This window comes from Enterobacter adelaidei (assembly GCF_041937165.1).
GTDB lineage: Bacteria > Pseudomonadota > Gammaproteobacteria > Enterobacterales > Enterobacteriaceae > Enterobacter > Enterobacter adelaidei.
In genome coordinates this window covers 481,915-506,345 of sequence record NZ_CP154353.1, presented here as the reverse complement: position 1 = coordinate 506,345, position 24,431 = coordinate 481,915, and the positions used below count along the sequence as shown (strand labels likewise).

The following is a 24,431-nucleotide window of genomic DNA, read 5'->3' as shown; positions in this document are numbered from 1 at the left end:
CACCACGGGGTGCGCCGGGTTCAGGAGAACATCATGGGCAAGTTCAAGTTTCCCTCCGCTTACACCATTCTCTTTTTTCTGATTGCCGTTGTGGCGGCGCTGAGCTGGGTTGTTCCGGCCGGTCAGTACCAGATGGCGATGAATGAAACCCTTGGCAAAGAAGTCCCGATTGCCGGAACGTACGCGCACGTGGCGGCACACCCGCAGGGGCTGGTTTCCGTCCTGATGGCCCCCATTGCCGGGCTGTACGATCCCGTTTCCGGTCAGGCCGGGGCAATCGACGTGGCGCTGTTTATCCTGATCATCGGGGGATTTCTCGGGATCGTCACCAAAACCGGGGCGATTGACGCCGGGATCGAACGGGTAACGACCCGCCTGCGCGGACGCGAAGAGTGGATGATCCCGATCCTGATGGCGCTGTTTGCCGCAGGCGGCACGATCTACGGCATGGCCGAAGAGTCACTGCCTTTCTATACCTTGCTGGTGCCCGTCATGCTGGCCGCCCGTTTTGATCCGGTGGTTGCCGCCTCTACCGTGCTGCTCGGGGCGGGGATCGGCACGCTCGGTTCCACCATTAACCCGTTTGCCACGGTGATCGCCGCCAACGCCGCCGGGATCCCCTTCACCCACGGTATTGCCCTGCGCGTGGCGCTGCTGGTGATCGGCTGGATCATCTGCGTGGCATGGGTGATGCGCTACGCCCGTAAAGTTCGTCAGGATCCGTCTCTCTCTATCGTCGCAGACAAACAGGAAGAGAACCGCGCCCATTTCCTCGGCAACAAGGGTGAACAGTCGCTGGAGTTCACCCCGGTGCGCAAAATCATTCTGGTGATCTTCGCCCTCGCCTTCGCGGTGATGATCTACGGCGTGGCGGTGCTGGGGTGGTGGATGGCAGAGATCTCGGCGGTGTTTCTCGCCAGCGCCATCATCGTGGGGCTTATCGCCCGTATGAGTGAAGAGGAGCTTACCTCAACCTTTATCAACGGTGCGCGAGATTTGCTGGGTGTCGCGCTGATTATCGGCATTGCGCGCGGTATCGTAGTCATCATGGATAAGGGCATGATTACCCACACCATTTTGCACAGCGCGGAAGGTCTGGTCAGCGGGTTGTCCACGGTGGCGTTTATCAACGTGATGTACTGGCTGGAAGTTGTTCTGTCGTTTCTTGTGCCTTCTTCATCCGGCCTGGCCGTACTGACGATGCCGATCATGGCACCGCTAGCCGATTTCGCTAACGTCAACCGCGACCTGGTAGTTACGGCTTACCAGTCGGCCTCCGGCATCGTTAACCTGGTCACGCCAACCTCAGCGGTGGTGATGGGCGGGCTGGCTATCGCCCGTGTGCCTTACGTGCGCTACCTGAAATGGGTTGCGCCGCTGCTGGCGATCCTGACGGTGGTGATTATGGTGGCGCTAAGCCTGGGTGCCTTGTTGTGATTTGCCGGATGGCGCTGCGCTTATCCGGCTTACGGATCGGTGCAGTGCCACCGGTTATTTCAGGAACTGATATGGGAAACATGATGGATTACGAAGCGTACTCTCCCAAAGAACAACTGCAGCTAACGGTGTGCCAGCGTCTGATCGCCGAAAAGAGCTATCTTTCACAGGAAGAAATTCGCCGCGATTTGCAGGAGAGAGGGTTTGACAGCATCAGCCAGTCGACCGTTTCGCGTCTGCTGAAATTGCTCGGCGTCATAAAAATTCGAAATGCCAAAGGGCTAAAAATTTATTCGTTGAATCCCCAACTGCGCCCTGCCCCCGATGCCGCGCGTACCGTTTCTGAAATGGTGGTGAGCGTGGAGCACAATAGCGAGTTTATCCTCATTCATACCGTCGCCGGATATGGCCGCGCGGTGGCGCGTATTCTGGATTACCACCAGTTACCGGAAATTTTAGGCGTGGTGGCCGGCAGCAGTATCGTCTGGGTCGCCCCCCGGGTGGTGAAGCGTACTGCGCTGGTGCATAAGCAAATTAATTATTTACTCAGAACGAATTAATATTCACAAAGAACCGTTTGCATTGAGTAAAGCGTGCATTAAATCGCTTGATCCGAAAATCGGGGTGCGTATAATGCCCGACAATTTGCCGGGAGGAAGCATGGTCAAGCGTGTACGACATAACGTCTTACCGCGTCTGAAATCAGACGCTGGCCTGCCGTTTTTCTTCCCGTTGCTAAACCTATTCCCAGAGCCCCTCATTTGAGGGGCTTTTTTTTGCCCGGCGTCAGGAGATAAACATGAATCCGCTTTATCAAAAACACATCATTTCCATAAACGACCTCAGCCGCGAAGAGCTGGAACTGGTTCTGGAAACCGCGGCAAAACTGAAAGCTAATCCGCAACCGGAGCTGCTGAAGCACAAAGTGATTGCGAGCTGCTTCTTCGAAGCCTCTACCCGTACGCGCCTCTCCTTTGAAACGTCCATGCACCGCCTGGGCGCGAGCGTGGTCGGCTTCTCTGACAGCAGCAACACGTCGCTGGGTAAAAAAGGCGAAACGCTGGCGGATACCATTTCAGTTATCAGTACTTACGTAGACGCGATTGTCATGCGCCATCCGCAAGAAGGGGCGGCGCGTCTGGCGACCGAGTTTTCCGGTGGCATTCCGGTGCTGAACGCCGGTGACGGTGCCAACCAGCACCCGACGCAGACCCTGCTGGATCTGTTCACCATTCAGGAAACCCAGGGCACGCTTGAAAACCTGAACATCGCGATGGTCGGCGACCTGAAATATGGCCGTACCGTTCACTCGCTGACCCAGGCGCTGGCGAAATTTAACGGCAACCGTTTCTTCTTCATCGCCCCGGACGCGCTGGCGATGCCGCAGTACATTCTCGACATGCTGGACGAGAAAGGCATTCAGTGGAGCCTGCATGCGAGCATCGAAGAGGTGATGAGCCACGTGGATATTCTGTATATGACCCGCGTGCAGAAAGAGCGTCTGGATCCGTCCGAATACGCCAACGTGAAGGCGCAGTTCGTGCTGCGCGCCAGCGACCTTGAGGGCGCGCGCGACAACATGAAGGTGCTGCACCCGCTGCCGCGTATTGATGAAATCACCACCGACGTGGATAAAACGCCGCACGCCTGGTACTTCCAGCAGGCCGGGAACGGCATTTTCGCCCGCCAGGCGTTACTGGCATTGGTTCTGAATCGCGAATTGGCTCTGTAAGGGGAAACGACAATGACACACGATAACAAACTCCAGGTTGAAGCCATCAAGCGTGGCACCGTGATTGACCACATCCCTGCACAGGTGGGCTTTAAGCTACTGACTCTGTTTAAACTGACCGAAACCGACCAGCGCATCACCATCGGCCTGAACCTGCCGTCGGGCGAAATGGGTCGTAAGGATCTGATCAAGATTGAGAACACCTTCCTGACCGATGAGCAGGTGAACCAACTGTCCCTGTACGCGCCGGACGCCACCGTCAACCGCATCGACGAATATGAAGTGGTCGGCAAATCCCGTCCGAGCCTGCCGGAGCGCATCGAAAGCGTGCTGGTCTGTCCGAACAGCAACTGCATCAGTCATGCTGAGCCGGTTTCTTCCAGTTTTGCAGTGAAAAAACGCGCTGATGACATCGCACTCAAATGCAAATACTGCGAAAAAGAGTTTTCTCATTATGTGGTGCTGGCCAACTAATTGAGGTTGGTAAAGGATCCCGGCCTCCCTATAATGGCCGGGAACATTTAATCAGCTGTTATTCTGGAGAAATCATGACCAAAGTACTCGCGACGGAAAATGCACCAGCGGCTATCGGCCCATACGTTCAGGGCGTTGATCTGGGTAGCATGATTATTACCTCTGGCCAGATCCCGGTGAACCCGAAAACCGGCGCTGTGCCGGAAGACGTGGCGGCACAGGCGCGTCAGTCGCTGGAGAACGTGCAGGCAATTGTGGAATCTGCCGGGCTGAAAGTTGGCGATATCGTGAAAACCACCGTTTTCGTGAAAGATCTTAACGATTTCGCGACCGTTAACGCCACTTACGAAGCCTTCTTCACCGAGCACAACGCGACATTCCCGGCGCGCTCCTGCGTGGAAGTTGCACGTCTGCCAAAAGACGTGAAAATCGAAATTGAAGCGATTGCCGTTCGTCGCTAATTCGCTTTTGCGATAAAAAAGGCAGCCTGGCTGCCTTTTTTGTTGCCCGCTATTGATTGCGCGTCGCGCGCAGCAGCGTCTCCAGCGGATAAACCGCCGCAATCACCACTTCATCCTGAACCTTCGCCGCGTTATCCAGCTCGCGTTGAATCGACGCAATCTCTTTATCATCCAGCGTCCCCTGACGGGCCACCAGATCCGTCAACCTCAGACCAATGGAGGCAAGCTTGTCCACCTCCTGGATAACCGGTTTTATCGCCTTCAGCTGGTAGCTATTTTCGCTTAACGCCAGCGCATCGCTGGTGTTGCTCTGCCAGCGGTTAAAGACGTGACGCAGCGCGTCAGCACTTTCCGTGTCTTCGGCATCGCTGACCAGACGGTCAGTCCATTTGTTCATCTGGCGCACGGTGGCACTTTCGGCGTTCAGCGCATCGGCGAACCGGTTAAGCGGCTCAAATTGATGATAGTTTCCGGCCTGGAACTTCAGATGCTGACGCGTGTAATACTGTGCCGGCTCTACCGCCTGGGCGAGGATTTGCAGCGGCAAGGTGTCGGCATTGTTCGCCAGCCGCGTGAACTGCACCTGCTGCTGGGTATGCTGCTGCAACCCGACCGATACCGTCGACCAGCTGTCCATTGCCTGCAGACGGGTATACATGTTGTCGACATCGTTGACGTCCTGCGCGGACCACAGCCGCTCCGCCACTGCAAAAGTACGCGGCCACAGGCGGATATCCAGCACCGGCGCCACCACGTTTTCCGCCCACAGCGCGGCTTCACCGCCGAGCAGGTTGGCTTGATTCGCTACGTCCGGCACGACAGGTGGAATGCCTTTCGGCACGTCGTCCAGACGCGTGCCGCTAATCGGGTAGCGCGTATTCCCCACGAGGAAATAGCCGCTCAGCTTATCGTTTTCAACGGAGACAACCGGCCGCGTTTCGCCCATCCAGGTATCGACGGTGAACGTCACCTGGCTATCATCACGCCATTCAATATCCTGCACCGCGCGGCGGGATTTCCCGGCGAAATCAATAAACCCGCGCCAGCCAGATTCCCCTTTCACCAGGGTGAAACTCCCTTCTACCGGTTTACCTTTCAGACGCGGCATGGAGAAGGCCCAGCTCTGGACGCTGTCGGTGTCGGCAATCACATCCACACCGTTTAATCCCTGTGGGACGATTTCATTGCGATAGTGATAGGCCGTGGACTGAGGCTGGTCGAGATAGAAGCCTGTCGAGAGAATACCTTTGTAGCCGCTTTGTGCCACCTGCCCCAGCGCGTCCTGCCCCTGCCAGGACTGGATCAGAATGCTTTTTGGCAGATCCGGGTGGTAGATCTCGTCCCAGCCGACCATCTGGCGGTGATGTTTTTCAAGGATCGTCTCCAGCTTGCGGTTGAAATACGCCTGCAATGCGTGGCTGTCCGCCAGTTTGTGGTCGCGCATAAACTGTTGAATGGTCGGGTTCGCTTTCCACTGGCTGTCATCCACCTCATCACCACCGATATGCAGATACGGATCGGGGAAGATCGCTGCCAGTTCGCTGACCATCGCATCAGCAAAGGCATAGGTTGCGTCTTTAGTGGGATCCAGTACCGGCTTGAGCACACCCCAGTTACGCTCCATTTTGTATGGCCCCGGCGCACTCATCAGTTCCGGGTAAGCCACGGCAATGGCCGACGCGTGGCCCGGCATGTCGATCTCTGGCACCACGCGAATACCGCGCTCGGTCGCATAGCGAACGACCTCACGCATCTGCTCAGGCGTGTAAAACAGCCCGTCGCTGGCAAGCTGAGTGAGCTTTGGATAGCGCGTCGAGCTGAAGCGCCAGCCCTGATCGTCGGTCAGATGCCAGTGCAATACGTTAAGTTTTGCGGCAGCCATACCGTCGATCTGGCGCTTGATATCCGCCAGCGGAATAAAGTGACGCGCCGAATCGAGCAGCAGCCCGCGCCACGGGAAGCGTGGCGAATCTTCAATGGCAACCCACGGCAGCGAGGTGTTTTCCGCGCCGTTCTGCATCAGCTGGAGCAGGGTTTCCATAGCGCGCAATGCGCCGAAACGGGTGTTGGCGGAGATATCGACACCGCTGGCATCCACCGTCAGCTTATAGCTTTCATCGCTATCCGGCAGCGGCTGGGGCTTGACCTTTCTGGCGATGGCAATGCGGATGGTCGGTTTTTCCGGCTTTTCAGCCTGCGGCTGGAGCGTCCAGCCCGTTTGCAGGGCGATGCGCTGGCGAAGGCGGTTGACGGCGTCACCGAGATCGTCCCCGCTGACGCTAATGGAAACGTTGTGGCTGAGCACCAGCGTGCCCTGGGTTGTCGGGCGTTCGACCTTTGCAGGCAAGGGCATCAGGGGGAGATCGCCTGCCGGGGCGGCAAACGCAGAGAAGCCGAGCATCAGCCCGGCGGTTAAGAGACTGTACCGTAACATGAATGTTCCTTATCTGACGGGCCAAATAAAGGCAAAACATTCTGTTAACATGCGCTCAATTTGTCGTCAAGCGAATGCGCCGACGGAGATCACAGGTTGTTGAATTTGAGAGGAAAGCCAGCTGCCGGGTGGCGGCTTCGCCTTACCCGGCCTACGTTCGGATCGTAGGCCCGGTAAGCGCAGCGCCACCGGGCTTGCCGTTACTGCCATCCATACCGACGGCTGTAGAATCCTTTCACCATCTGCGTCAGTACCATGTAACCCGCAAGGATCGCCACCAGCCATGGGAAGTAGCTCAGCGGCAGCGCCTGCAGCTGCAGGTAGCTCGCCAGCGGCGAGAACGGCAGCGCGATCCCGAGCGCCATCACAATCCCCGTCATCACAATCAGCGGCCACGCGGCACGGCTCTGGATGAACGGAATGCGGCGGGTGCGGATCATATGCACAATCAGCGTCTGCGACAGCAGCCCCACCACAAACCAGCCAGACTGGAACAGCGTCTGGTGTTCCGGCGTGTTGGCATGGAACACAAACCACATCAGGCAGAAGGTCAGGATGTCAAAGATGGAGCTGATCGGGCCAAAGAACAGCATAAAGCGCCCCAGATCGGCCGGGTTCCAGCGCTGTGGCTTCTGGATCTGCTCGTCGTCCACGTTATCAAACGGGATCGCCACCTGAGACACATCGTACATCAGGTTCTGGATCAGCAGATGCAGCGGCAACATTGGCAGGAAGGGCAAAAATGCACTCGCCACCAGCACGCTGAAGACGTTACCGAAGTTGGAGCTGGCGGTCATTTTGATGTACTTGAGCATATTTGCAAAAGTACGACGCCCTTCGATAACCCCTTCCTCCAGCACCATCAGGCTCTTTTCCAGCAGAATGATGTCGGCCGCTTCACGGGCAATATCCACCGCACCATCCACGGAGATGCCAATATCCGCTGCTCGCAGGGCGGGTGCATCGTTGATGCCATCGCCCATAAAGCCTACCACGTGACCTTCACGACGCAGCAGGGTGACAATACGTTCTTTGTGCATCGGCGTCAGGCGGGCAAACAGCGTGGTGTGCTGCGCCAGTTTTGCCAGTTCGTCGTCGGAGAGATGCTCAATATCGCTCCCCACCACCACATCACCCGCATCCAGCCCCACTTCGTGGCACACTTTCGCCGCCACCAGTTCGCTGTCCCCGGTGAGGATTTTCACGGTAATCCCGCTCGCCTTCAGCGCTTTCAGCGCCGGTGCGGTGGTCTCTTTCGGCGGATCGAGGAAGGCGATGTAGCCCTCGAGGATCAGATCGGATTCGTCAATACGCTGATAATCACCCTCGCGGGCTGGCAGGAACTTGCTCGCTACCGCCACCACGCGCAGCCCCTGGCGGTTCAGGTTGTCGGTGACGCGCTTGATGCGGCGCAGCATGGTGTCGTCCAGCGGCACGATGTCACCGTTATAGCGCACCTGCGTTGACACATTCAGGATCTCCTGCAGCGCGCCTTTGCAGATCAGCTGATGGACATCCGCCTGCTCGCTCACCACCACCGACATACGGCGGCGCTCGAAGTCGAACGGGATCTCATCCACCTTCTGCCAGCGGCCAGAGAGCGTGCGGGCAGATTCTTCATCCACCCCTTCCAGCACCGCGACGTCGAGCAGGTTTTTCAGCCCGGTCTGGTAGTGGCTGTTCAGCCACGCGCTGTGCAGGACACACTCGCTGGTTTTACCGGAGATATCGGTGTGGTTCTCCAGCACGATTTTGTCCTGCGTCAGGGTGCCGGTTTTATCGGTGCAGAGAATGTCCATCGCACCAAAGTTTTGAATGGCGTCGAGGTGTTTAACGATCACTTTCTGTTTAGAGAGCTTCACCGCCCCACGCGCCAGCGTAGAGGTCACAATCATCGGCAGCATTTCCGGCGTTAAGCCGACGGCCACGGAGAGCGCAAACAGCGCCGCTTCCCACCAGTCGCCTTTGGTGTAGCCGTTGATCAGCAGTACGATCGGCGTCATCACCATCATAAAGCGGATCAGCAGCATGCTGACGCGGCCAATCCCTTTCTGGAAGGCGTTGGGTTCACTCTCCTGCTCGCTGACGCGCCCGGCAAGCTGACCAAACCAGGTGTTGCCCCCAGTGGCGGTGACAATCGCCTGCGCGGTGCCGCTCACCACCGTGGTGCCCATAAAGCACAGGGTATCGCACTCGAGCGGGTTCATCTGCTGCGGGTCGCGGCTGCGCGCCACCTTTTCCACAGGCAGGGATTCCCCGGTCAGGGAGGCCTGCGCGACGAACAGATCGCGTGCCTGGATGATGCGTAAATCCGCCGGGATCATATCCCCTGCGGCAAGCTTCACCAGATCGCCCGGCACCAGCTGGTCGATGGGCAGTTCCACCCAGGCATTTTCGCCGAGATCGTTAATCACGCGCGAGACTGTCGCAGTGTTGCTGACCATCGCCTTCAGGGCATCCGCCGCTTTGGTGGACCGGGCTTCCTGAATAAAGTTCAGCAGCGTGGAGATCCCCACCATCAGGGCAATCACGCCTGCGGCAAACAGATCTTCCGTGGCATAAGAGATGATGCCGAGCACGGTCAGCAGCAGGTTGAAGGGGTTGCGGTAGCAGAGCCACAGATGCACCCACCACGGAGACGGTTTTTGCGCCGGGATCTGGTTATCGCCATGCACGGCGCGGATTTTTTCCACTTCGGCCGCATTCAGCCCTTCCGGGTGTCCGCCAAAGGCGCGCCAGACTTCGTTTTCATCCATTGCTGCCACATTCAGGCAGCGCTCGGTCAGAGAAGCGGGGATCGCCGCGCCAGCCATGTTTTTGGCATTGGGCAGCGGGTCGCGCTGAACCAGGCGATGTGGCAGGTGGCGGCTTAACAGGGCCTGTAGTTGCCGGGTAATATTTTTCAACATAGTCATTCCTCCACATCCGCAAACGCGGACGCAGCATTTCCTTCAGGCGTGGCAAGGCCGTACCTGGCAGGCACTTAATTTTTTAAGCAGGAACGTTTATGACGTTGCTGCCTCACGCCGGTGAGACAGCAAAAGGCTGGCTTACCGGAAAGAACGTCTTCTCCCGTTCAGGAGAGGTGTGGGATCGGGATCCATGAAGCCTCCGGTAAGTAAAAAACAGGGTGTCGCCGCGCAGTATAAGGATTTAAGCGTACCCTTTGTGATGATTCGGGCGGTATTATACCCCCCTGCAAATAAACCGAACGTAAACCAGACTTTGCCCATAGCGAAATTGTGCTCAGTCATTAGGCTCAATTAACCACTTTGTTGTTGTTACAGGGAATACAGCATGCAGAACCGCCTTACGATTAAAGACATCGCGCGTTTAAGCGGCGTGGGGAAATCCACCGTGTCGCGCGTGCTGAACAACGAAAGTGGCGTCAGCGAGCGTACTCGCGAGCGTGTTGAAGCGGTGATGAATCAGCACGGTTTTTCCCCTTCCCGCTCTGCGCGTGCTATGCGGGGACAGAGTGACAAGGTGGTGGCCATCATTGTTTCGCGTCTGGATTCGCTGTCGGAAAACCTCGCCGTTCAGACCATGCTGCCCGCCTTCTATGAACAAGGCTACGATCCGATCATGATGGAGAGCCAGTTCTCTCCCCAACTGGTTGAAGAGCATCTGGGGATGCTTCAGCGACGCAACATTGACGGCGTGGTGCTGTTTGGTTTTACCGGCATTCAGGAAGAGATACTGAAACCCTGGCAGCCTTCGCTGGTGCTGCTGGCGCGCGATGCCCACGGTTTTGCCTCCGTTTGTTATGACGACGAAGGCGCGATTATCACCCTGATGCAGCGACTATTCGATAAAGGTCATCGCCACATTAGCTTCCTCGGCGTGCCGCACGCGGACGTCACTACCGGCAAGCGTCGCCACGAAGCCTACCTGGCATTTTGCAAAAAGCACAACCTCTCTGCCGTGGCCTCCCTGCCGGGGCTGGGTATGAAGCAGGGCTACGAGCAGGTCGCCAGCGTCCTGACGCCGCAGACCACCGCGCTGGTGTGTGCCACGGATACCCTGGCGCTGGGTGCGAGCAAATATTTGCAGGAACAGGGCATCGACGATCTGCAGGTCGCGAGCGTCGGCAGCACGCCGCTGATGAAGTTCCTGCACCCGGAAATTATTACAGTCGACCCGGGCTACGCCGAGTCCGGCAGACAGGCCGCCACACAGCTGATCGAGCAGATCAACGGGCGAACTGAGCCGCGCCAGATCGTTATTCCTGCCCACCTCTCTTAACCCCCGCTCAACGGTTTATTGTGATCTTCGCCCGATTTCGGGAACGTTCCCATTTTCGCCGTTACGATGAAGGAGTAGGCTTGCGCTCAGGTCATTACACCCCTAACCATCTGTCATGAGGTTTCATGATGAGTAAAGTCAAACAAGCAGATATCGATCGGCTGATCGTCCTGGTCGGCGGGCGCGAAAACATCGCAACCGTCAGCCATTGCATTACCCGCCTGCGTTTCGTGCTGAACGATCCGGCCAAAGCCAACCCGAAAGCCATTGAAGAACTCTCAATGGTTAAAGGCTGCTTCACCAACGCCGGTCAGTTCCAGGTCGTTATAGGTACCGAAGTGGGCGATTACTATCAGGCTCTGCTGGCGACTACCGGGCACTCTTCTGTCGATAAAGAGCAGGCGAAGAAGGCCGCGCGCCAGAACATGAAGTGGCACGAGCAGCTGATTTCCCACTTCGCGGAAATCTTCTTCCCGCTGCTGCCGGCGCTGATCAGCGGAGGCCTGATTTTAGGCTTCCGTAACGTCATCGGCGACGTGCCGATGAGCGACGGCAAAACCCTGGCGCAGATGTACCCGGCGCTGAAAACCGTGTACGACTTCCTGTGGCTGATTGGCGAAGCGATCTTCTTCTACCTGCCGGTCGGGATCTGCTGGTCCGCCGTGCGCAAAATGGGCGGCACGCCAATTCTGGGTATCGTACTGGGCGTCACGCTGGTCTCTCCACAGTTAATGAACGCTTACTTACTTGGTCAGCAGGTGCCTGAGGTATGGAACTTCGGCCTGTTTACCATCGCCAAAGTGGGCTATCAGGCGCAGGTCATTCCGGCGTTGCTGGCGGGCCTGGCGCTGGGCTTTATTGAGACTCGCTTAAAACGCATCGTGCCGGATTATCTTTATCTGGTGGTGGTTCCTGTTTGCTCACTGATTATTGCCGTATTCCTGGCGCATGCCTTTATCGGTCCGTTTGGCCGCATGATTGGCGACGGTGTGGCCTTCGCGGTGCGTCACCTGATGACCGGCAGCTTCGCGCCGATTGGTGCCGCGCTGTTTGGCTTCCTGTACGCCCCGCTGGTGATCACCGGCGTGCACCAGACCACCCTGGCCATTGATATGCAGATGATTCAGAGCCTTGGCGGTACGCCGGTCTGGCCGATTATCGCCCTGTCTAACATCGCACAGGCGTCTGCGGTAACCGGCATTATTCTGGTCAGCCGTAAACATAACGAGCGTGAAATCTCCGTTCCGGCTGCCATCTCCGCCTACCTCGGCGTGACCGAGCCGGCGATGTACGGTATCAACCTGAAATACCGTTTCCCGATGCTCTGCGCGATGATCGGTTCCGGTCTGGCAGGGCTGGTGTGCGGTCTGAACGGCGTAATGGCGAACGGCATCGGTGTTGGCGGTCTGCCGGGCATTCTCTCCATCCAGCCCGCTTTCTGGCAGGTGTTTGCCCTGGCGATGGCTATCGCGATTATCGTCCCAATGGCGCTCACCACCGTGGTTTACCAGCGTAAGTTCCGTCAGGGCTCGCTGCAGATTGTTTAACTTTATCTTTCGGGGCGCAGTTGCGCCCCTTCGCATTTGCAGGAACGCATTATGAATACCCTTCCTCACTGGTGGCAGAACGGCGTCATCTATCAGATCTATCCAAAGAGTTTCCAGGACACCACTGGCAGCGGCACCGGTGATTTACGCGGCGTGACGCAGCGTCTGGACTATCTGAAAACCCTCGGCATTGACGCCATCTGGCTGACGCCGTTTTATATCTCCCCGCAGGTGGATAACGGCTACGACGTGGCGAATTACACCGCCATCGATCCCGCCTACGGCACTCTGGATGATTTTGATGAACTGGTCGCCAGGGCGCATGAGCGCGGCATCCGCATCGTGCTGGATATGGTGTTTAACCATACGTCAACGCAGCATGCCTGGTTCCGCGAATCACTGAATAAAGAGAGCCCGTACCGCCAGTTTTATATCTGGCGCGACGGCACGCCGGAGCAGCTTCCCAACAACTGGCGCTCCAAGTTTGGCGGCAACGCCTGGCGCTGGCACGCCGAGAGCGAACAGTACTACCTGCACCTCTTTGCTCCGGAGCAGGCGGATCTCAACTGGGAAAACCCTGAAGTGCGCGCCGAGCTGAAAAAGGTGTGCGAGTTCTGGGCCGATCGCGGCGTTGACGGCTTACGTCTCGACGTGATTAACCTGATCTCAAAAGATCAGGATTTCCCGAATGACGAGACGGGTGATGGCCGCCGTTTCTACACAGACGGGCCGCGCATTCACGAATATCTGCGGGAGATGAGCCGCGACGTCTTTACGCCGCGCAACCTGATGACGGTGGGCGAGATGTCCTCGACCTCGCTGGAAAACTGCCAGCAGTACGCCTCTCTTGATGGCAGTGAATTGTCGATGACCTTTAACTTCCACCACCTGAAGGTGGATTATCCCGGCGGCGAAAAGTGGACGAAGGCGAAACCGGACTTTGTCACGCTAAAAACCCTCTTCCGCCACTGGCAGCAGGGCATGCACAACAAAGCCTGGAACGCGCTGTTCTGGTGTAACCACGACCAGCCGCGCATCGTGTCGCGCTTTGGTGACGAAGGCGAATACCGCGTTCAGGCTGCGAAGATGCTCGGCATGGTGCTGCACGGCATGCAAGGTACGCCGTATATCTATCAGGGTGAAGAACTTGGTATGACCAACCCGCAATTCAGCCGCATCACCGATTACCGTGACGTGGAAAGCCTGAACATGTTCGCCGAACTGCGGGCTAGCGGGCGCGATCCGGACGAATTACTGGCGATTCTGGCGAGTAAATCCCGCGATAACGGCCGCACGCCAATGCAGTGGGACGCTTCGCACAATGCGGGCTTCACCGAAGGTGAGCCGTGGATTGGCGTTTGCGACAACTATGAGACGGTAAACGCCCGCGCCGCGCTGGACGACCCGGATTCGGTGTTTTACACCTATCAGTCGTTGATTAGCCTGCGTAAAACCCAGCCGGTGCTGACGTGGGGGGATTATGAGGATCTCCTGCCAGAACATCCTTCTCTGTGGTGCTACCGTCGTCAGTGGCAGGGAAAGACGCTGATTGTGGTGGCGAACCTCAGCGGCGAGAGCCAGACATGGCAGAATGACGCCCTCAGTGGCGAATGGCAGCCAGTAATGAGCAACTATGCCGCGCCACAAACCACCAGCCTACGTCCGTTTGAAGCCGTCTGGTGGCTGCAACCGTAATGCGACGCCGGGCACAATACCGTGCCCGGCTTATTTTACTGTTTTTGTTGAATAATTAATCAGATTTTTCCTACCCGTATTTACAATCGCTGAAGCGCCCGTCGTTTGTACTCTCGTCTTTTTACTTTGTTCTGAATCAAATAAAACGCAAACATGTTTGATGCAAATCACTATATGTAGCACTTAAAATGCACGCCGACCCTACATATTGTATTTATCGTCTACTATTCCAACAACAAGACGGCGACTCAGCTCTCCGGAATTGTGGATAACAAATGTCGGGAACGAGGGAAGTCACTCACCTGGCTGACAATACAGCCTCTGAATACTTCTCCACCTCTGTGGATAACCTGTTTTTAAAATGGAGTGATCATGACACCGCATGTGATGAAACGTGATGGCTGTAAAGTGCCGTTTAAATCAGAGCGCATCCAGGAAGCCATTCTGCGTGCAGCTAAAGCAGCGGGAGTCGATGACGCAGATTACTGCGCCACCGTCGCAGAAGTCGTTAGCAGCCAGATGAATGAACGCAACCAGGTGGATATCAACGAGATCCAGACCGCGGTTGAGAACCAGCTGATGGCGGGCCCCTACAAGCAGTTAGCCCGTGCATACATTGAATACCGTCACGATCGTGACGTTGAGCGTGAGAAGCGCGGCCGTCTGAACCAGGAGATCCGTGGCCTGGTAGAGCAGACCAACTCCGCCCTACTGAATGAAAACGCCAACAAAGACAGTAAAGTGATCCCGACCCAGCGCGACCTGCTGGCCGGTATCGTCGCTAAACACTATGCCCGCCAGCACCTGCTGCCGCGCGACGTGGTGTCGGCGCACGAGCGCGGTGAGATCCACTATCACGATCTCGACTACTCGCCATTCTTCCCGATGTTCAACTGCATGCTGATCGACCTGAAAGGCATGCTGACCCACGGTTTTAAAATGGGTAACGCCGAGATTGAACCGCCAAAATCAATCTCCACGGCCACGGCGGTCACGGCGCAGATTATCGCCCAGGTCGCCAGCCACATTTACGGCGGCACCACCATTAACCGCATTGATGAAGTGCTGGCTCCGTTCGTGACGGCAAGCTTCAACAAGCATCGTAAAACGGCCGAAGAGTGGCAGATCCCGGACGCGGACGGCTACGCCCATTCCCGCACCGAGAAAGAGTGCTACGACGCCTTCCAGTCGCTGGAATATGAGGTGAACACGCTGCACACCGCCAACGGCCAGACGCCGTTTGTGACCTTCGGTTTTGGCCTGGGCACCAGCTGGGAATCGCGCCTGATTCAGCAGTCGATCCTGCGCAACCGTATTTCCGGCCTCGGCAAAAACCGCAAAACCGCCGTGTTCCCGAAACTGGTGTTCGCCATCCGCGACGGTCTCAACCATAAGTTTGGCGATCCGAACTACGACATCAAACAGCTGGCGCTGGAGTGCGCGAGCAAACGTATGTATCCGGACATCCTGAACTACGATCAGGTCGTTAAAGTCACCGGTTCGTTTAAAACGCCAATGGGCTGCCGCAGCTTCCTCGGCGTCTACGAAGATGAAAACGGCGAGCAGATCCACGACGGGCGCAACAACCTCGGCGTCATCAGCCTGAACCTGCCGCGCATCGCGCTGGAAGCCAAAGGCAATGAGGCCGAGTTCTGGAAATTGCTGGACGAGCGCCTGCAGCTGGCGCGCAAAGCGTTGATGACCCGTATTGCGCGTCTGGAAGGGGTCAAAGCCCGCGTGGCGCCAATCCTCTACATGGAAGGGGCCTGCGGCGTGCGTCTGAAAGCGGACGATGACGTGTCTGAGATCTTCAAAAATGGTCGTGCGTCGATTTCGCTGGGCTATATCGGTATTCACGAGACCATCAACGCATTGGCTGGCGGCACGCATATGTATGACAGCGAAGCCCTGCGTGAGAAAGGCATCGCCATCGTTCAGCGCCTGCGCGACGCCGTTGATCAGTGGAAAGAGGAAACCGGCTACGGCTTCAGCCTGTACAGTACGCCGAGCGAAAACCTCTGCGACCGTTTCTGCCGTCTGGACACCGCCGAGTTCGGTATTGTGGAAGGGGTAACCGACAAAGGTTACTACACCAACAGCTTCCATCTCGACGTGGAGAAGAAGGTGAACCCGTACGACAAGATCGACTTTGAAGCGTCGTACCCGCCGATCGCTAGCGGCGGCTTCATCTGCTATGGCGAGTACCCAAACATTCAGCATAACCTGAAAGCGCTGGAAGACGTGTGGGATTACAGCTATCAGCACGTGCCGTATTACGGGACCAACACGCCAATCGACGAGTGTTACGAGTGTGGATTTACCGGTGAGTTTGAGTGCACCAGCAAAGGCTTCACCTGCCCGAAATGCGGCAACCACGATGCGGCTCGCGTCTCTGTGACCCGCCGCGTGTGCGGCTATCTCGGCAGCCCGGATGCGCGTCCGTTCAACGCCGGCAAGCAGGAAGAGGTGAAGCGCCGCGTGAAGCATTTGGGGAATGGGCAGATCGGGTAAGTTCTGTGCAGGGTTCTCTCCCTCTCCCAGAGGGAGAGGGCCTAAGGTTAACGCTATGAATTATCATCAATATTATCCCGTCGACATCGTCAACGGTCCCGGCACCCGCTGCACCCTGTTCGTCTCAGGCTGCGTCCACGAATGCCCCGGCTGCTACAACAAAAGCACCTGGCGTTTAAATACTGGTATGCCGTTCACCGCAGAGATGGAAGACCGGATCATTAACGATCTCAACGACACGCGCATCAACCGCCAGGGGATTTCACTCTCCGGTGGCGACCCGCTCCACCCGCAAAACGTGCCGGAAATCCTGAAGCTGGTTAAACGCATTCGCCGCGAATGTACGGGAAAAGATATCTGGGTCTGGACAGGCTACAAGCTGGATGAGCTGAACGCGCAGCAAATGGAAGTGGTGGATCTGATTAACGTGCTGGTCGACGGCAAATTCGTGCAGGATTTAAAAGACCCGGCGCTGATCTGGCGCGGCAGCAGCAATCAGGTTGTGCATCATCTGCGGTGATCGTTAGAGCCGTTTGTTTGCATCATGATAAACGGCTGCTTTCTCTCTCTTACCGATAGCGATAACAAATACCGTTACAACGTTTTCCTGAACCTGATAGACCAAACGATAACCCTGGGATCTGAGTTTTATTTTGTAGCAATCCGGTAGACCATGCAGGCGGGCCGATTCGACCCTTGGGTTCACCAATACGTCCGCTAGTTTCTTCTTAAACTGGTCTTTTACAGTCTCCCCCAGCTTGCTCCATTCCTTTAACGCCCTCGGATCAAATGCCAGTTCATAAGTCATCCAGACTAACCTTAATTCCCTTTTGCGGATTAGCCAGCCGCTCCCGGACTGCCTGTATCAGTTCATCTTCATTGTCGCTAATGGTGACCGTTTTCACCGGCATACGTCCCGTCTCCGCGACGTACTGAAACAGTAATCGCACGGCTTCCGTTGGGGTGATATTGAGTTTTTCCAGCACGGCATAAGCCTCGTTTTTGAGTTTGTCATCCAGACGGACGTTCAGCGTGGCCATTATGCCTCCAGTAAAATCGAATGCGTAATGCAGTTTAGCATTACATTCGCATTACATCGAATTCTGGATAACGCCTCTCAAAACCGGCTCAAACTCTCCATCGCCACTGCCTTAAACTCGGCAAAATCTCCGCAGCTACAGAGCCGCGACATCGCCCGTTCACGCAGGAAGGTGACGAAGATATCGTATATCGCCATCGCCTCTTCGTATTCGCTTTTGCTGATGGCGAGCAGGAAGATGACGTGTGCGGTTTCGTCGCCCCACTGGACGCCGTGCGGGGCGAGCACGGTATAGACTACCGTTTTCTGCGCCAGCAGGCCGAGTGAGTGCGGCAGCGCAATGCCATCGCCGAGCATGGTGCTGACAATGGCTTCACGCTCGACGACCGAATCCAGGAATTCCGCGCCAACAAACCCCTCGCATTCAAGCTGCGCGCACAGTTCACGGAACAGCGTTTGCTGATCAACGGGCGTGTCGATGATGCGGAAATGGGCCGCGTCGAAGTATTTATCCAGCATCCACGGGCGGGTGCGGTCCACCAGCACCAGCTTGCCGATCTGTTCTAACTGATAGTCGGTCGGGAATGGGGCGATCATCACCACCGGTTTCGACTTTTCGCTGACGCGGGCGGTGGCGATCACAAAGTCTTCGCTAATCATTTCCGCCAGCTCGTACTCGCGCAGAGTGAGCGTGCGCGTCACCTCAATCTGCGGGTATTTACGCTGAAGTACCGCCTCAATCATACGCACCATCGCATTCCCGGCGTCGCAAACCAGCAGCACCCGCGGCTGTCGCTGGTAGCCAATGTTGTAGTGGCGTTCCAGCCCAACGCCAATATGTAATACCAGAAAACCAATCTCGTTTTCGCTGATCGCATACGGTGTGTATTTGCCCCAGCTCGATACCGCCGCGAGGGTCATATCCCATGCCATCGGGTAGTGCTGCTTGATGTTTTCCAGCAGCGGATTGGGGATCATGATTTGGTACCGCACCCGGGTGATCATGGTTTTAATGTGTGTGAGCAGATCCGCGTGCAGTTGCTCGTCGCTGAGCAGGTTGTAGTTATAGTGGGTGTTGATGTAACGCAGGATGTAGTTGACCAGCGCTTCGTCGTCGTCAGCGTTGATCGCGCTGGGTGCTATCTCCTGGATCTGCCGCGCGGCAATGTGTACGCAAAGCCAGCTCTCTTCCGACGGCGAAAGCGTTTTGCCCGCCAGATGCTGAATGGACACTGCGATATCTTTCGCGGCTTCACGCACGTTCTCTTCCACATCTTCAGCATGGAATTCCGGCAGTGGATAGCCTTCGCTGATACGACGTACCGATACCGCACAGTACAGGCGCAGGAACAACTCACCTTCGTCGGTCAGGCGGATATGGTGGCGTGTTAGCGCATCGTGCAGTACAGGCACCATCTGTTCTGCCACACCTGCATTGAGCGCCACGTCGGTCACCAACGGGTTCAGACTGTCCTGCTGTGCCAGCTCCCAGAGCAAGTCCGTCAGGCAGGCACGGGTCGACATCTCGCTGCCAAACAGCTTCATACCATGGCGCGGTCGGGTTTCCAGCGTCAGATTATAACGGTGGAACCACTCGCGCACTTCCGCCATGTCGCTTTGCAGCGTGGCGCGGCTGACGAACCACTCGTCAGCCAGATCCTCAAGTTTGAGAGAAAATGCCGAGGTAAGAAAACGCACCACCAGATAATGCACGCGCTCCATCCCGGTTCGGGGAATACGCAGCGCGCGCGGGTGGGAGGCCTGCAATTGTTGATAACGCTCGGCGTCATCAATTTTAAGCTGATAACCATTCCCCCGGCTCAGAATAAACTGCGCGCCGTGGCTCGCCAGCAGCGCGTTCAGGGCCGTGATATCAGCGCGGACGGTTCGCGTGGAAACCGACAGCCGCTGCGCCAGTTCATCCTGCGGCAGCGTCTCGTTTTGCAACAGATCGAAAAGTTGCGCTAAACGTTGATTCGGAAATCGCACGTCGTTGTCCTCTTACGGCTTAGGGTGAAATGACCATCTGAGATGGGCTACCGACCGGCGTATAGTCTGGCTCAAAGCTGAGCTTGCCGTCCTGCGCCACGCGGAAACGGGTAATGTTATCGCTGCGTTGATTCATGACGTACAGCCAACGCCCCTGTTTATCGAGCGTCAGGGTGCGCGGGTAGTCGCCACGGGTCCAGACATCATCCTGATGCGTCAGCGTGCCTTCCGCTGTTACGGTAAAGTGCCCGATGCTGTTATGCAAACGGTTAGCCACATACAGTTGCTTACCATCCGCACTTAACGCCAGACCTGCAGCAAAACTGGTGCCTTTGTAACCTTTCGGCAGGGCGGAGAGCGTTTTGCCCTCTTTCAGGATGCCGTTTGCATCCACAGTATAGTGAGTCAGCGTAGACGCCTCTTCGTTAATCAACCACAGAGCATCGCCTTTTGGCGTAAAGACAAAGTGACGCGGCCCGGCCCCTTTCGAGGAGGCGTTGATAAACGGTGGATCGTTAGGCGTCAGCTTTCCGCTTCGATCGTCAAAGCGATATTGATAGATGCGATCCAGCCCCAGATCGGTTGAAAACACGTATTTTCCGCTCGGATCGGCGGCGATCATGTGTGCATGAGGCCCGTTATGATCGCTGATAGCGAAACTGCCCTCCGCAGCGGCTTCCGGCTTCGCCGCACCCGGTTCGCCCTGATCCTGATGTTTGTCCGTGGCATCACCCAGGCTGCCATCGGCTTTGACCGGCAGAACGGCAATCGATCCGCTGACGTAGTTTGCCACCAGCAGATGGCGACCATTCGGCGTCAGCGAAAGGTAAACCGGCCCTGCGCCACCGGAAGCCACCTGATTGAGCTCACTCAGCTCACCGTTGTCATTCACCCGCAGCGCCTGCACCACACCCTGCTCTACTTCACTCGCCAGATAGAGCGTTTTGCCATCATGCGAGACGGTAAGCTGTGCAGCATTCGGCAACGTGCTGACCAGCGTTTTATCCGCAAGCGCACCGCTTTGCGGATCGACGGTAAAACGGTACAGCCCTTCACCGTTAGGATTATAGGTTCCCACCCAGGCGTAATGAGTCTGGGCAACAGCGGAAGTAGCAAGCAGAGAGAGTGAAGCAACAAGCAGGTTACGGGTGTGCATGGTGGTTCCTGATCATTATCCCCTCTCCCGGTGGGAGAGGGTTAGGGTGAGGGACTACTTAACTAACTTTTTCGTCATCGCTAGCAACGTGCGCACATCTTCCGGGCGCGTATCGCCGCTGGCTTTGTCGATAATCGAGCTGTAGATATGCGGGATGATTTTGCTCACGCCCGCGCCCAGGGCGATCTGCAGGATCTCTTCGTAATTTTCCAGATCGATACCGCCGGTTGGCTCCAGCCAGAAGTCGTGACGCGCGCAGGCTTCCGCCACCGCTTTGTACTCATCACGGCATTTCAGGCCACCCATCGGGAAATATTTAATGGAGCTACCGCCAAAATCTTTCAGCAGAGCAATTGCCGTTTCCACCGGAACGATACCGTCCGGTGCCGCGCTGCTCAGCGGGCCGGTAGAGATTTTCACCATGCCGACGGTTCCGGTTGGAGAAACCAGACCGTTGACCACGGAGTCGTTTTGTCCCAACAGTGCGCGGCTGGTTGCTACGCCGGTAAAGACCTGGTTTACGTGCTGCGGCTGCACCTGGCGGGAAATTTCACTCACCATCGCCGACTGGTTCGGATCGCCCGCCCCCAGGCCAACGGACAGCGCGTTATCAATAAGCTGAGCGTATTCACGCATATCAGCAACGGCGCTTGCCACATCCGGGTAATTTTTGGAGAGCACGCCCACCAGCACATGACCTTCTGCCGCTTCGTAAATGGCACTGGCATTGGCTTTAGAGCCCGCCAGCACGTTCAGGCAGACGCGATCACGGTAAAAGTTGGGGGTCAGTTTCATGCGTTTTTCTCCTGTCCTAATACTTCGCTTATGCGGCGGTAAACAATGTTTAGCTGGTCAGCATTCACGCTGCGCACGTCCGCTTCGATAATCCCTTCGTTGGCCTTGTAGCCACGGAAGTAAATGGCGTAGTCACCCTGCTTGAGTTTCGCTACCAAATCCCCGGTGCCGACGCCGGTTGTCGCTTCATCGAACTTAATTTCGGTGCGGGCGATATCGCGCCCGGCGCTGTCCCAGACCACGCGTGCCGTCACGCCGTTCAGGGTGTTGAGCGCCTCGATAAACGGCGTCATCTTCGCCACCATCTCTTCGCCGCTCTCTTTGGTTGCCGTGAGGTAATGTTCGATGGCGCAGGTCAGGCCCAGAATGCCCTCTTTGCCGACCTTCATCGCACGGCCAATGCCCGCCGTCTGGCGTTTCACCCATTCAACGTACTGGGTTTTGCCGATCACCAGACCACTGGTTGGCCCTTCAATCGCCTTCGCGCCGCTGTAAATGACCAGGTCTGCACCGGAACGGTAGTAAACGTGCAGATCTTCTTCCGCCGCCGCATCGACAATCAGCGGCAGGCCGTGCTTACGTGCCACAACCGCCGCCTGTTCTACGCTGAGCATACTTTTCTGCACACAGTGGTGAGATTTGATGTAGAGGATCGCTGCCGTGCGCGGGGTGATTGCCGCCGCCAGCTGATCGGCTGAACATTCATTGGCGTATCCCGCTTCTACCAGCTTGCCGCCGCCCAATGCGACCATGGTGCCTACCGGCGCGCCAAAATTCACGTTGTGGCCTTTCGGCAGCACGATCTCGTTGTTCTCAATCGGGGTAACGTGCAGGTTTTCCAGCAGCCAGTCGCTGTCTTTTACCAGCACTGCCGCCACGGACTGGGCAATCCCTGCTGACGCGCAGGAAACCACCGTCGCGCCTTCTACTTCCAGCAGTTTCGCGATGTATTCACCGGTTTTGTTGACCAGATCCTTCATCTCGAAATAGTGGTTCATGCCGTCCATCGCCGCCTGCACCACTTCCGGGCGCGGCGTGGAGACACCCAGCGCCGTCATGCGGCCGGAGGTGTTGATGACTTGCTTTAAGTGGTATTTCTCATAAATCGAAGGCATGTTCCGTGCTCCCTTGTTCTGTCATGTAGCCCTTGCCCGCGCGGATCGCGGCAAGCGGCACCAAAATGTGTTCAGCCTGCAGGCTGTCGTTTTCGGCATCGGTTAATACCGTTGGCTGACGCTTAATGGTGAACAACGTCAGGTCAGCGTCGAGACCCGCCTGAATGCGGCCTTTACGCGCCAGGCGCAGGCCGTCGGCGGCGTTCGCGGTCACGCAGTCAATCACCTGCGGCAGCGACATGCCGATGGCGAGGAATTTCGACATCACGCTCGCCAGCGACCCTACCGGGCCATTAATGCGGTTACGGCAGTAGATATCCGAGCTGATGGTGTGCGGCAGAATGCCCATTGCGATGGCGCGTTTTGCCACTTCAAAGCTAAAGCTCGCCGTGCCGTGGCCGACGTCCAGCCGCACGCCGCGTTTTAGCGCAGACGTAATGGACGCTCGCAGTTCGCCGGACGGCGTCAGAATGCGGTTGGGTTTGCCGTTGTAGCAGTGGGTAATGATGTCGCCCGAGCTCAGCAGTTCGGCAATTTCGTCGAGGTTCGGCGGGTTGTTGCCAATGTGCACCATCAGCGGCAGGTCGCCGTTCTCTTTTTGAATTTCTTTGGCGCGCTCCAGCGGCGTAATGCCGTTTTCACCCACCACGCTGCTGCTCATACGCGCTTTCAGGCCGACAATGAAATCCGGGTGGCGTTTTACCGCCTGCTTCACGGCATCTGCATCAATATTCGCCATGTTGGCCAGTTCGTTCTGGGCTATCAGCCCCACGCGGGAGATGTTCAGCAGGGCAAAGACGTCGGTTGAGGCTTTGCGGGTGATTTCGTAAAAATCGTCCACGTCATCCGCGCCGGTACTGCCTGCATCCACCACGGAGGTGACGCCAGTAGCAATACCTACGCTGTCTGGTTCGTCGTGATAAATCGGCGAGTTCGGGTAACAGTGAACGTGGGAGTCAATCCAGCCTGCGCTGACGAACACATCGCCGTTCAATTCAACCGTTTTACGGGCAGGGGCAGTAATCTCGCCCAACGCCGCGATTTTCCCGTCCTGAATGGCGATATCGGTCAGGGTATCGTCGGCAAGGCGCGCACGGCGCAGGAGTAAATCAAACATGAGGATCTCCTGATAAGACGGGCGCCGGAGCGCCCGTGGGTATTAAAGGGCGACCGGGAACAGCCAGCCCAAAATCATTGCGCCGAGGATGGCGCCACCGGTAATCGGTTTCTGCCAGATGTAGAACAGCAGCGCGCCCACCAGTGAACCGACACCGATAGGAATAGAGGCAGTCATGGCGCTGAGGATAATCAACGGCCCGAGGAAGCGACCGGAGGCGTTACCCGCGCCCATCATCACGTCCGCTCCGTAGGTGGAGTTGCTCTGGTTGATGGTGAACTTGCGCGCCAGGATGATGACGTAGCCAATCGCCAGACCAATCACCAGGCCGGTGATCAGCGCGGCAATGAAGTTGGTCACCGGGAACATGATGCCCGCGCCCAGCAGCAGCGCCGGGACACCGAGGCCCACGCCGGTCTGGATCGCCCCGCCGATATCGAGAATACCGACCAGCGAGCCTTCGATAATACGGGCGAACAGGAAGCTCGCACCGAATGCCGCCACCGCGCCGTACACGCCGGTATCAATCCCCGCTTTCAGCATCGCCACGAAGGCCACTTCGTTGAACGCGCCAATGCCGTAGAGGTAGTACATGTGCGTCCCGGCGAACACGCCGGAGGAGAGCAGGCCAACGAAGATCGGGAACGACCAGTCGGCATACCAAAAACCTTTATTCTGTTCCAT

General features: G+C 57.0%; 21 protein-coding genes and 1 pseudogene. 11 read left to right on the top strand and 11 right to left on the bottom strand.

Annotated features, from left to right (window positions below; genetic code table 11):
- Window positions 1-33 precede the first annotated feature (33 nt).
- Window positions 34-1,437, top strand: coding sequence for a YfcC family protein (locus tag AAHF05_RS02465; RefSeq protein ID WP_129324112.1), 1,404 nt, complete (start codon window positions 34-36; stop codon window positions 1,435-1,437).
- 80 nt (window positions 1,438-1,517) lie between these two features.
- Window positions 1,518-1,997: an arginine repressor gene (locus tag AAHF05_RS02460; RefSeq protein WP_028016503.1), complete on the top strand. Its 480-nt coding sequence runs from the start codon at window positions 1,518-1,520 to the stop codon at window positions 1,995-1,997.
- Between the two features lie 3 nt (window positions 1,998-2,000).
- Here the strand turns inward: AAHF05_RS02460 and AAHF05_RS02455 are convergent.
- Window positions 2,001-2,118, bottom strand: a pseudogene (locus tag AAHF05_RS02455) (hypothetical protein).
- On the opposite strand from AAHF05_RS02455, the gene AAHF05_RS02450 reads away from it, so the two are divergent.
- The 4 genes from AAHF05_RS02450 (at window position 2,098) to ridA (ending at window position 4,104) form a co-directional block, all read left to right on the top strand.
- Window positions 2,098-2,202, top strand: coding sequence for a pyrBI operon leader peptide (locus AAHF05_RS02450; RefSeq protein WP_022646880.1), 105 nt, complete (start codon window positions 2,098-2,100; stop codon window positions 2,200-2,202). The pseudogene AAHF05_RS02455 and the gene AAHF05_RS02450 overlap by 21 nt on opposite strands.
- 34 nt (window positions 2,203-2,236) lie before the next feature.
- The gene (gene pyrB, locus AAHF05_RS02445; protein ID WP_025759900.1) at window positions 2,237-3,169 is read left to right on the top strand and encodes an aspartate carbamoyltransferase; all 933 of its coding nucleotides are present in this window, start codon (window positions 2,237-2,239) and stop codon (window positions 3,167-3,169) included.
- Between the two features lie 12 nt (window positions 3,170-3,181).
- Window positions 3,182-3,643, top strand: coding sequence for an aspartate carbamoyltransferase regulatory subunit (gene pyrI / locus AAHF05_RS02440; protein WP_028016502.1), 462 nt, complete (start codon window positions 3,182-3,184; stop codon window positions 3,641-3,643).
- A gap of 74 nt (window positions 3,644-3,717) precedes the next feature.
- Complete coding sequence (gene ridA, locus AAHF05_RS02435; protein ID WP_014068687.1) at window positions 3,718-4,104, top strand: 2-iminobutanoate/2-iminopropanoate deaminase; 387 nt, start codon at window positions 3,718-3,720, stop codon at window positions 4,102-4,104.
- 49 nt (window positions 4,105-4,153) lie between these two features.
- Here the strand turns inward: ridA and AAHF05_RS02430 are convergent, their stop codons facing one another.
- Together AAHF05_RS02430 and mgtA are read right to left on the bottom strand one after the other, a co-directional pair.
- Window positions 4,154-6,538 carry a beta-N-acetylhexosaminidase gene (locus AAHF05_RS02430; RefSeq protein ID WP_129324113.1) on the bottom strand — a complete coding sequence of 795 codons (2,385 nt, stop codon included), beginning with the start codon at window positions 6,536-6,538 and terminating at the stop codon, window positions 4,154-4,156.
- Window positions 6,539-6,738: 200 nt separating this feature from the next.
- Window positions 6,739-9,447 carry a magnesium-translocating P-type ATPase gene (gene mgtA / locus AAHF05_RS02425; protein ID WP_129324114.1) on the bottom strand — a complete coding sequence of 903 codons (2,709 nt, stop codon included), beginning with the start codon at window positions 9,445-9,447 and terminating at the stop codon, window positions 6,739-6,741.
- Window positions 9,448-9,835: 388 nt separating this feature from the next.
- On the opposite strand from mgtA, the gene treR reads away from it, so the two are divergent.
- The 5 genes from treR to nrdG all read left to right on the top strand — a co-directional run bounded on the left by treR (window position 9,836) and on the right by nrdG (window position 17,056).
- Complete coding sequence (gene treR / locus AAHF05_RS02420; RefSeq protein ID WP_129324115.1) at window positions 9,836-10,783, top strand: trehalose operon repressor TreR; 948 nt, start codon at window positions 9,836-9,838, stop codon at window positions 10,781-10,783.
- A 128-nt stretch (window positions 10,784-10,911) separates the two neighbouring features.
- The gene (gene treB, locus AAHF05_RS02415; RefSeq protein ID WP_206737108.1) at window positions 10,912-12,330 is read left to right on the top strand and encodes a PTS trehalose transporter subunit IIBC; all 1,419 of its coding nucleotides are present in this window, start codon (window positions 10,912-10,914) and stop codon (window positions 12,328-12,330) included.
- 51 nt (window positions 12,331-12,381) lie between these two features.
- Complete coding sequence (treC, locus tag AAHF05_RS02410) at window positions 12,382-14,025, top strand: alpha,alpha-phosphotrehalase (RefSeq protein ID WP_129324117.1); 1,644 nt, start codon at window positions 12,382-12,384, stop codon at window positions 14,023-14,025.
- 372 nt (window positions 14,026-14,397) lie between these two features.
- Window positions 14,398-16,536, top strand: coding sequence for an anaerobic ribonucleoside-triphosphate reductase (nrdD, locus tag AAHF05_RS02405; RefSeq protein WP_129324118.1), 2,139 nt, complete (start codon window positions 14,398-14,400; stop codon window positions 16,534-16,536).
- A 55-nt stretch (window positions 16,537-16,591) separates the two neighbouring features.
- Complete coding sequence (nrdG, locus tag AAHF05_RS02400) at window positions 16,592-17,056, top strand: anaerobic ribonucleoside-triphosphate reductase-activating protein (protein WP_129324119.1); 465 nt, start codon at window positions 16,592-16,594, stop codon at window positions 17,054-17,056.
- Between the two features lie 3 nt (window positions 17,057-17,059).
- On the opposite strand, the gene AAHF05_RS02395 is transcribed toward nrdG, so the two are convergent.
- The 8 genes from AAHF05_RS02395 to AAHF05_RS02360 all read right to left on the bottom strand — a co-directional run bounded on the left by AAHF05_RS02395 (window position 17,060) and on the right by AAHF05_RS02360 (window position 24,431).
- Complete coding sequence (locus AAHF05_RS02395; protein ID WP_028016494.1) at window positions 17,060-17,344, bottom strand: type II toxin-antitoxin system RelE/ParE family toxin; 285 nt, start codon at window positions 17,342-17,344, stop codon at window positions 17,060-17,062.
- On the bottom strand, window positions 17,334-17,576 hold the full coding sequence (locus AAHF05_RS02390) for a type II toxin-antitoxin system RelB/DinJ family antitoxin (RefSeq protein WP_114979597.1): 243 nt from the start codon (window positions 17,574-17,576) through the stop codon (window positions 17,334-17,336). The genes AAHF05_RS02395 and AAHF05_RS02390 overlap by 11 nt, the downstream gene beginning before the upstream one ends.
- A gap of 77 nt (window positions 17,577-17,653) precedes the next feature.
- Window positions 17,654-19,564, bottom strand: coding sequence for a transcription antiterminator (locus AAHF05_RS02385; protein WP_129324120.1), 1,911 nt, complete (start codon window positions 19,562-19,564; stop codon window positions 17,654-17,656).
- Between the two features lie 19 nt (window positions 19,565-19,583).
- Entirely contained in the window at window positions 19,584-20,720 is a 1,137-nt protein-coding gene (locus AAHF05_RS02380; RefSeq protein WP_129324121.1) for a lactonase family protein, read from the bottom strand.
- A 54-nt stretch (window positions 20,721-20,774) separates the two neighbouring features.
- Window positions 20,775-21,515 (bottom strand): KDGP aldolase family protein, encoded by a 741-nt coding sequence (locus AAHF05_RS02375; RefSeq protein WP_332615380.1) that lies wholly within the window; start codon window positions 21,513-21,515, stop codon window positions 20,775-20,777.
- The gene (locus AAHF05_RS02370) at window positions 21,512-22,630 is read right to left on the bottom strand and encodes a DgaE family pyridoxal phosphate-dependent ammonia lyase (protein WP_028016489.1); all 1,119 of its coding nucleotides are present in this window, start codon (window positions 22,628-22,630) and stop codon (window positions 21,512-21,514) included. Before AAHF05_RS02370 ends, AAHF05_RS02375 begins: the two co-directional genes overlap by 4 nt.
- Window positions 22,614-23,747 (bottom strand): amidohydrolase/deacetylase family metallohydrolase, encoded by a 1,134-nt coding sequence (locus AAHF05_RS02365; RefSeq protein ID WP_129324123.1) that lies wholly within the window; start codon window positions 23,745-23,747, stop codon window positions 22,614-22,616. The genes AAHF05_RS02370 and AAHF05_RS02365 overlap by 17 nt, the downstream gene beginning before the upstream one ends.
- A gap of 42 nt (window positions 23,748-23,789) precedes the next feature.
- Window positions 23,790-24,431, bottom strand: coding sequence for a DUF4310 family protein (locus tag AAHF05_RS02360; protein ID WP_015572508.1), 642 nt, complete (start codon window positions 24,429-24,431; stop codon window positions 23,790-23,792).

Bases quoted from the DNA above. Each gene is read 5' to 3' on its own strand.
- AAHF05_RS02370 (WP_028016489.1), bottom strand. From the start codon at position 22,630: ATGCCTTCGATTTATGAGAAATACCACTTAAAGCAAGTCATCAACACC.
- treR (WP_129324115.1), top strand. From the start codon at position 9,836: ATGCAGAACCGCCTTACGATTAAAGACATCGCGCGTTTAAGCGGCGTG.
- AAHF05_RS02390 (WP_114979597.1), bottom strand. From the start codon at position 17,576: ATGGCCACGCTGAACGTCCGTCTGGATGACAAACTCAAAAACGAGGCT.
- nrdD (WP_129324118.1), top strand. From the start codon at position 14,398: ATGACACCGCATGTGATGAAACGTGATGGCTGTAAAGTGCCGTTTAAA.
- treC (WP_129324117.1), top strand. From the start codon at position 12,382: ATGAATACCCTTCCTCACTGGTGGCAGAACGGCGTCATCTATCAGATC.
- AAHF05_RS02395 (WP_028016494.1), bottom strand. From the start codon at position 17,344: ATGACTTATGAACTGGCATTTGATCCGAGGGCGTTAAAGGAATGGAGC.
- AAHF05_RS02365 (WP_129324123.1), bottom strand. From the start codon at position 23,747: ATGTTTGATTTACTCCTGCGCCGTGCGCGCCTTGCCGACGATACCCTG.
- pyrI (WP_028016502.1), top strand. From the start codon at position 3,182: ATGACACACGATAACAAACTCCAGGTTGAAGCCATCAAGCGTGGCACC.
- AAHF05_RS02460 (WP_028016503.1), top strand. From the start codon at position 1,518: ATGATGGATTACGAAGCGTACTCTCCCAAAGAACAACTGCAGCTAACG.
- nrdG (WP_129324119.1), top strand. From the start codon at position 16,592: ATGAATTATCATCAATATTATCCCGTCGACATCGTCAACGGTCCCGGC.
- ridA (WP_014068687.1), top strand. From the start codon at position 3,718: ATGACCAAAGTACTCGCGACGGAAAATGCACCAGCGGCTATCGGCCCA.
- AAHF05_RS02430 (WP_129324113.1), bottom strand. From the start codon at position 6,538: ATGTTACGGTACAGTCTCTTAACCGCCGGGCTGATGCTCGGCTTCTCT.
- mgtA (WP_129324114.1), bottom strand. From the start codon at position 9,447: ATGTTGAAAAATATTACCCGGCAACTACAGGCCCTGTTAAGCCGCCAC.
- AAHF05_RS02360 (WP_015572508.1), bottom strand. From the start codon at position 24,431: ATGGAACAGAATAAAGGTTTTTGGTATGCCGACTGGTCGTTCCCGATC.
- AAHF05_RS02375 (WP_332615380.1), bottom strand. From the start codon at position 21,515: ATGAAACTGACCCCCAACTTTTACCGTGATCGCGTCTGCCTGAACGTG.
- treB (WP_206737108.1), top strand. From the start codon at position 10,912: ATGAGTAAAGTCAAACAAGCAGATATCGATCGGCTGATCGTCCTGGTC.
- AAHF05_RS02380 (WP_129324121.1), bottom strand. From the start codon at position 20,720: ATGCACACCCGTAACCTGCTTGTTGCTTCACTCTCTCTGCTTGCTACT.
- pyrB (WP_025759900.1), top strand. From the start codon at position 2,237: ATGAATCCGCTTTATCAAAAACACATCATTTCCATAAACGACCTCAGC.
- AAHF05_RS02450 (WP_022646880.1), top strand. From the start codon at position 2,098: ATGGTCAAGCGTGTACGACATAACGTCTTACCGCGTCTGAAATCAGAC.
- AAHF05_RS02465 (WP_129324112.1), top strand. From the start codon at position 34: ATGGGCAAGTTCAAGTTTCCCTCCGCTTACACCATTCTCTTTTTTCTG.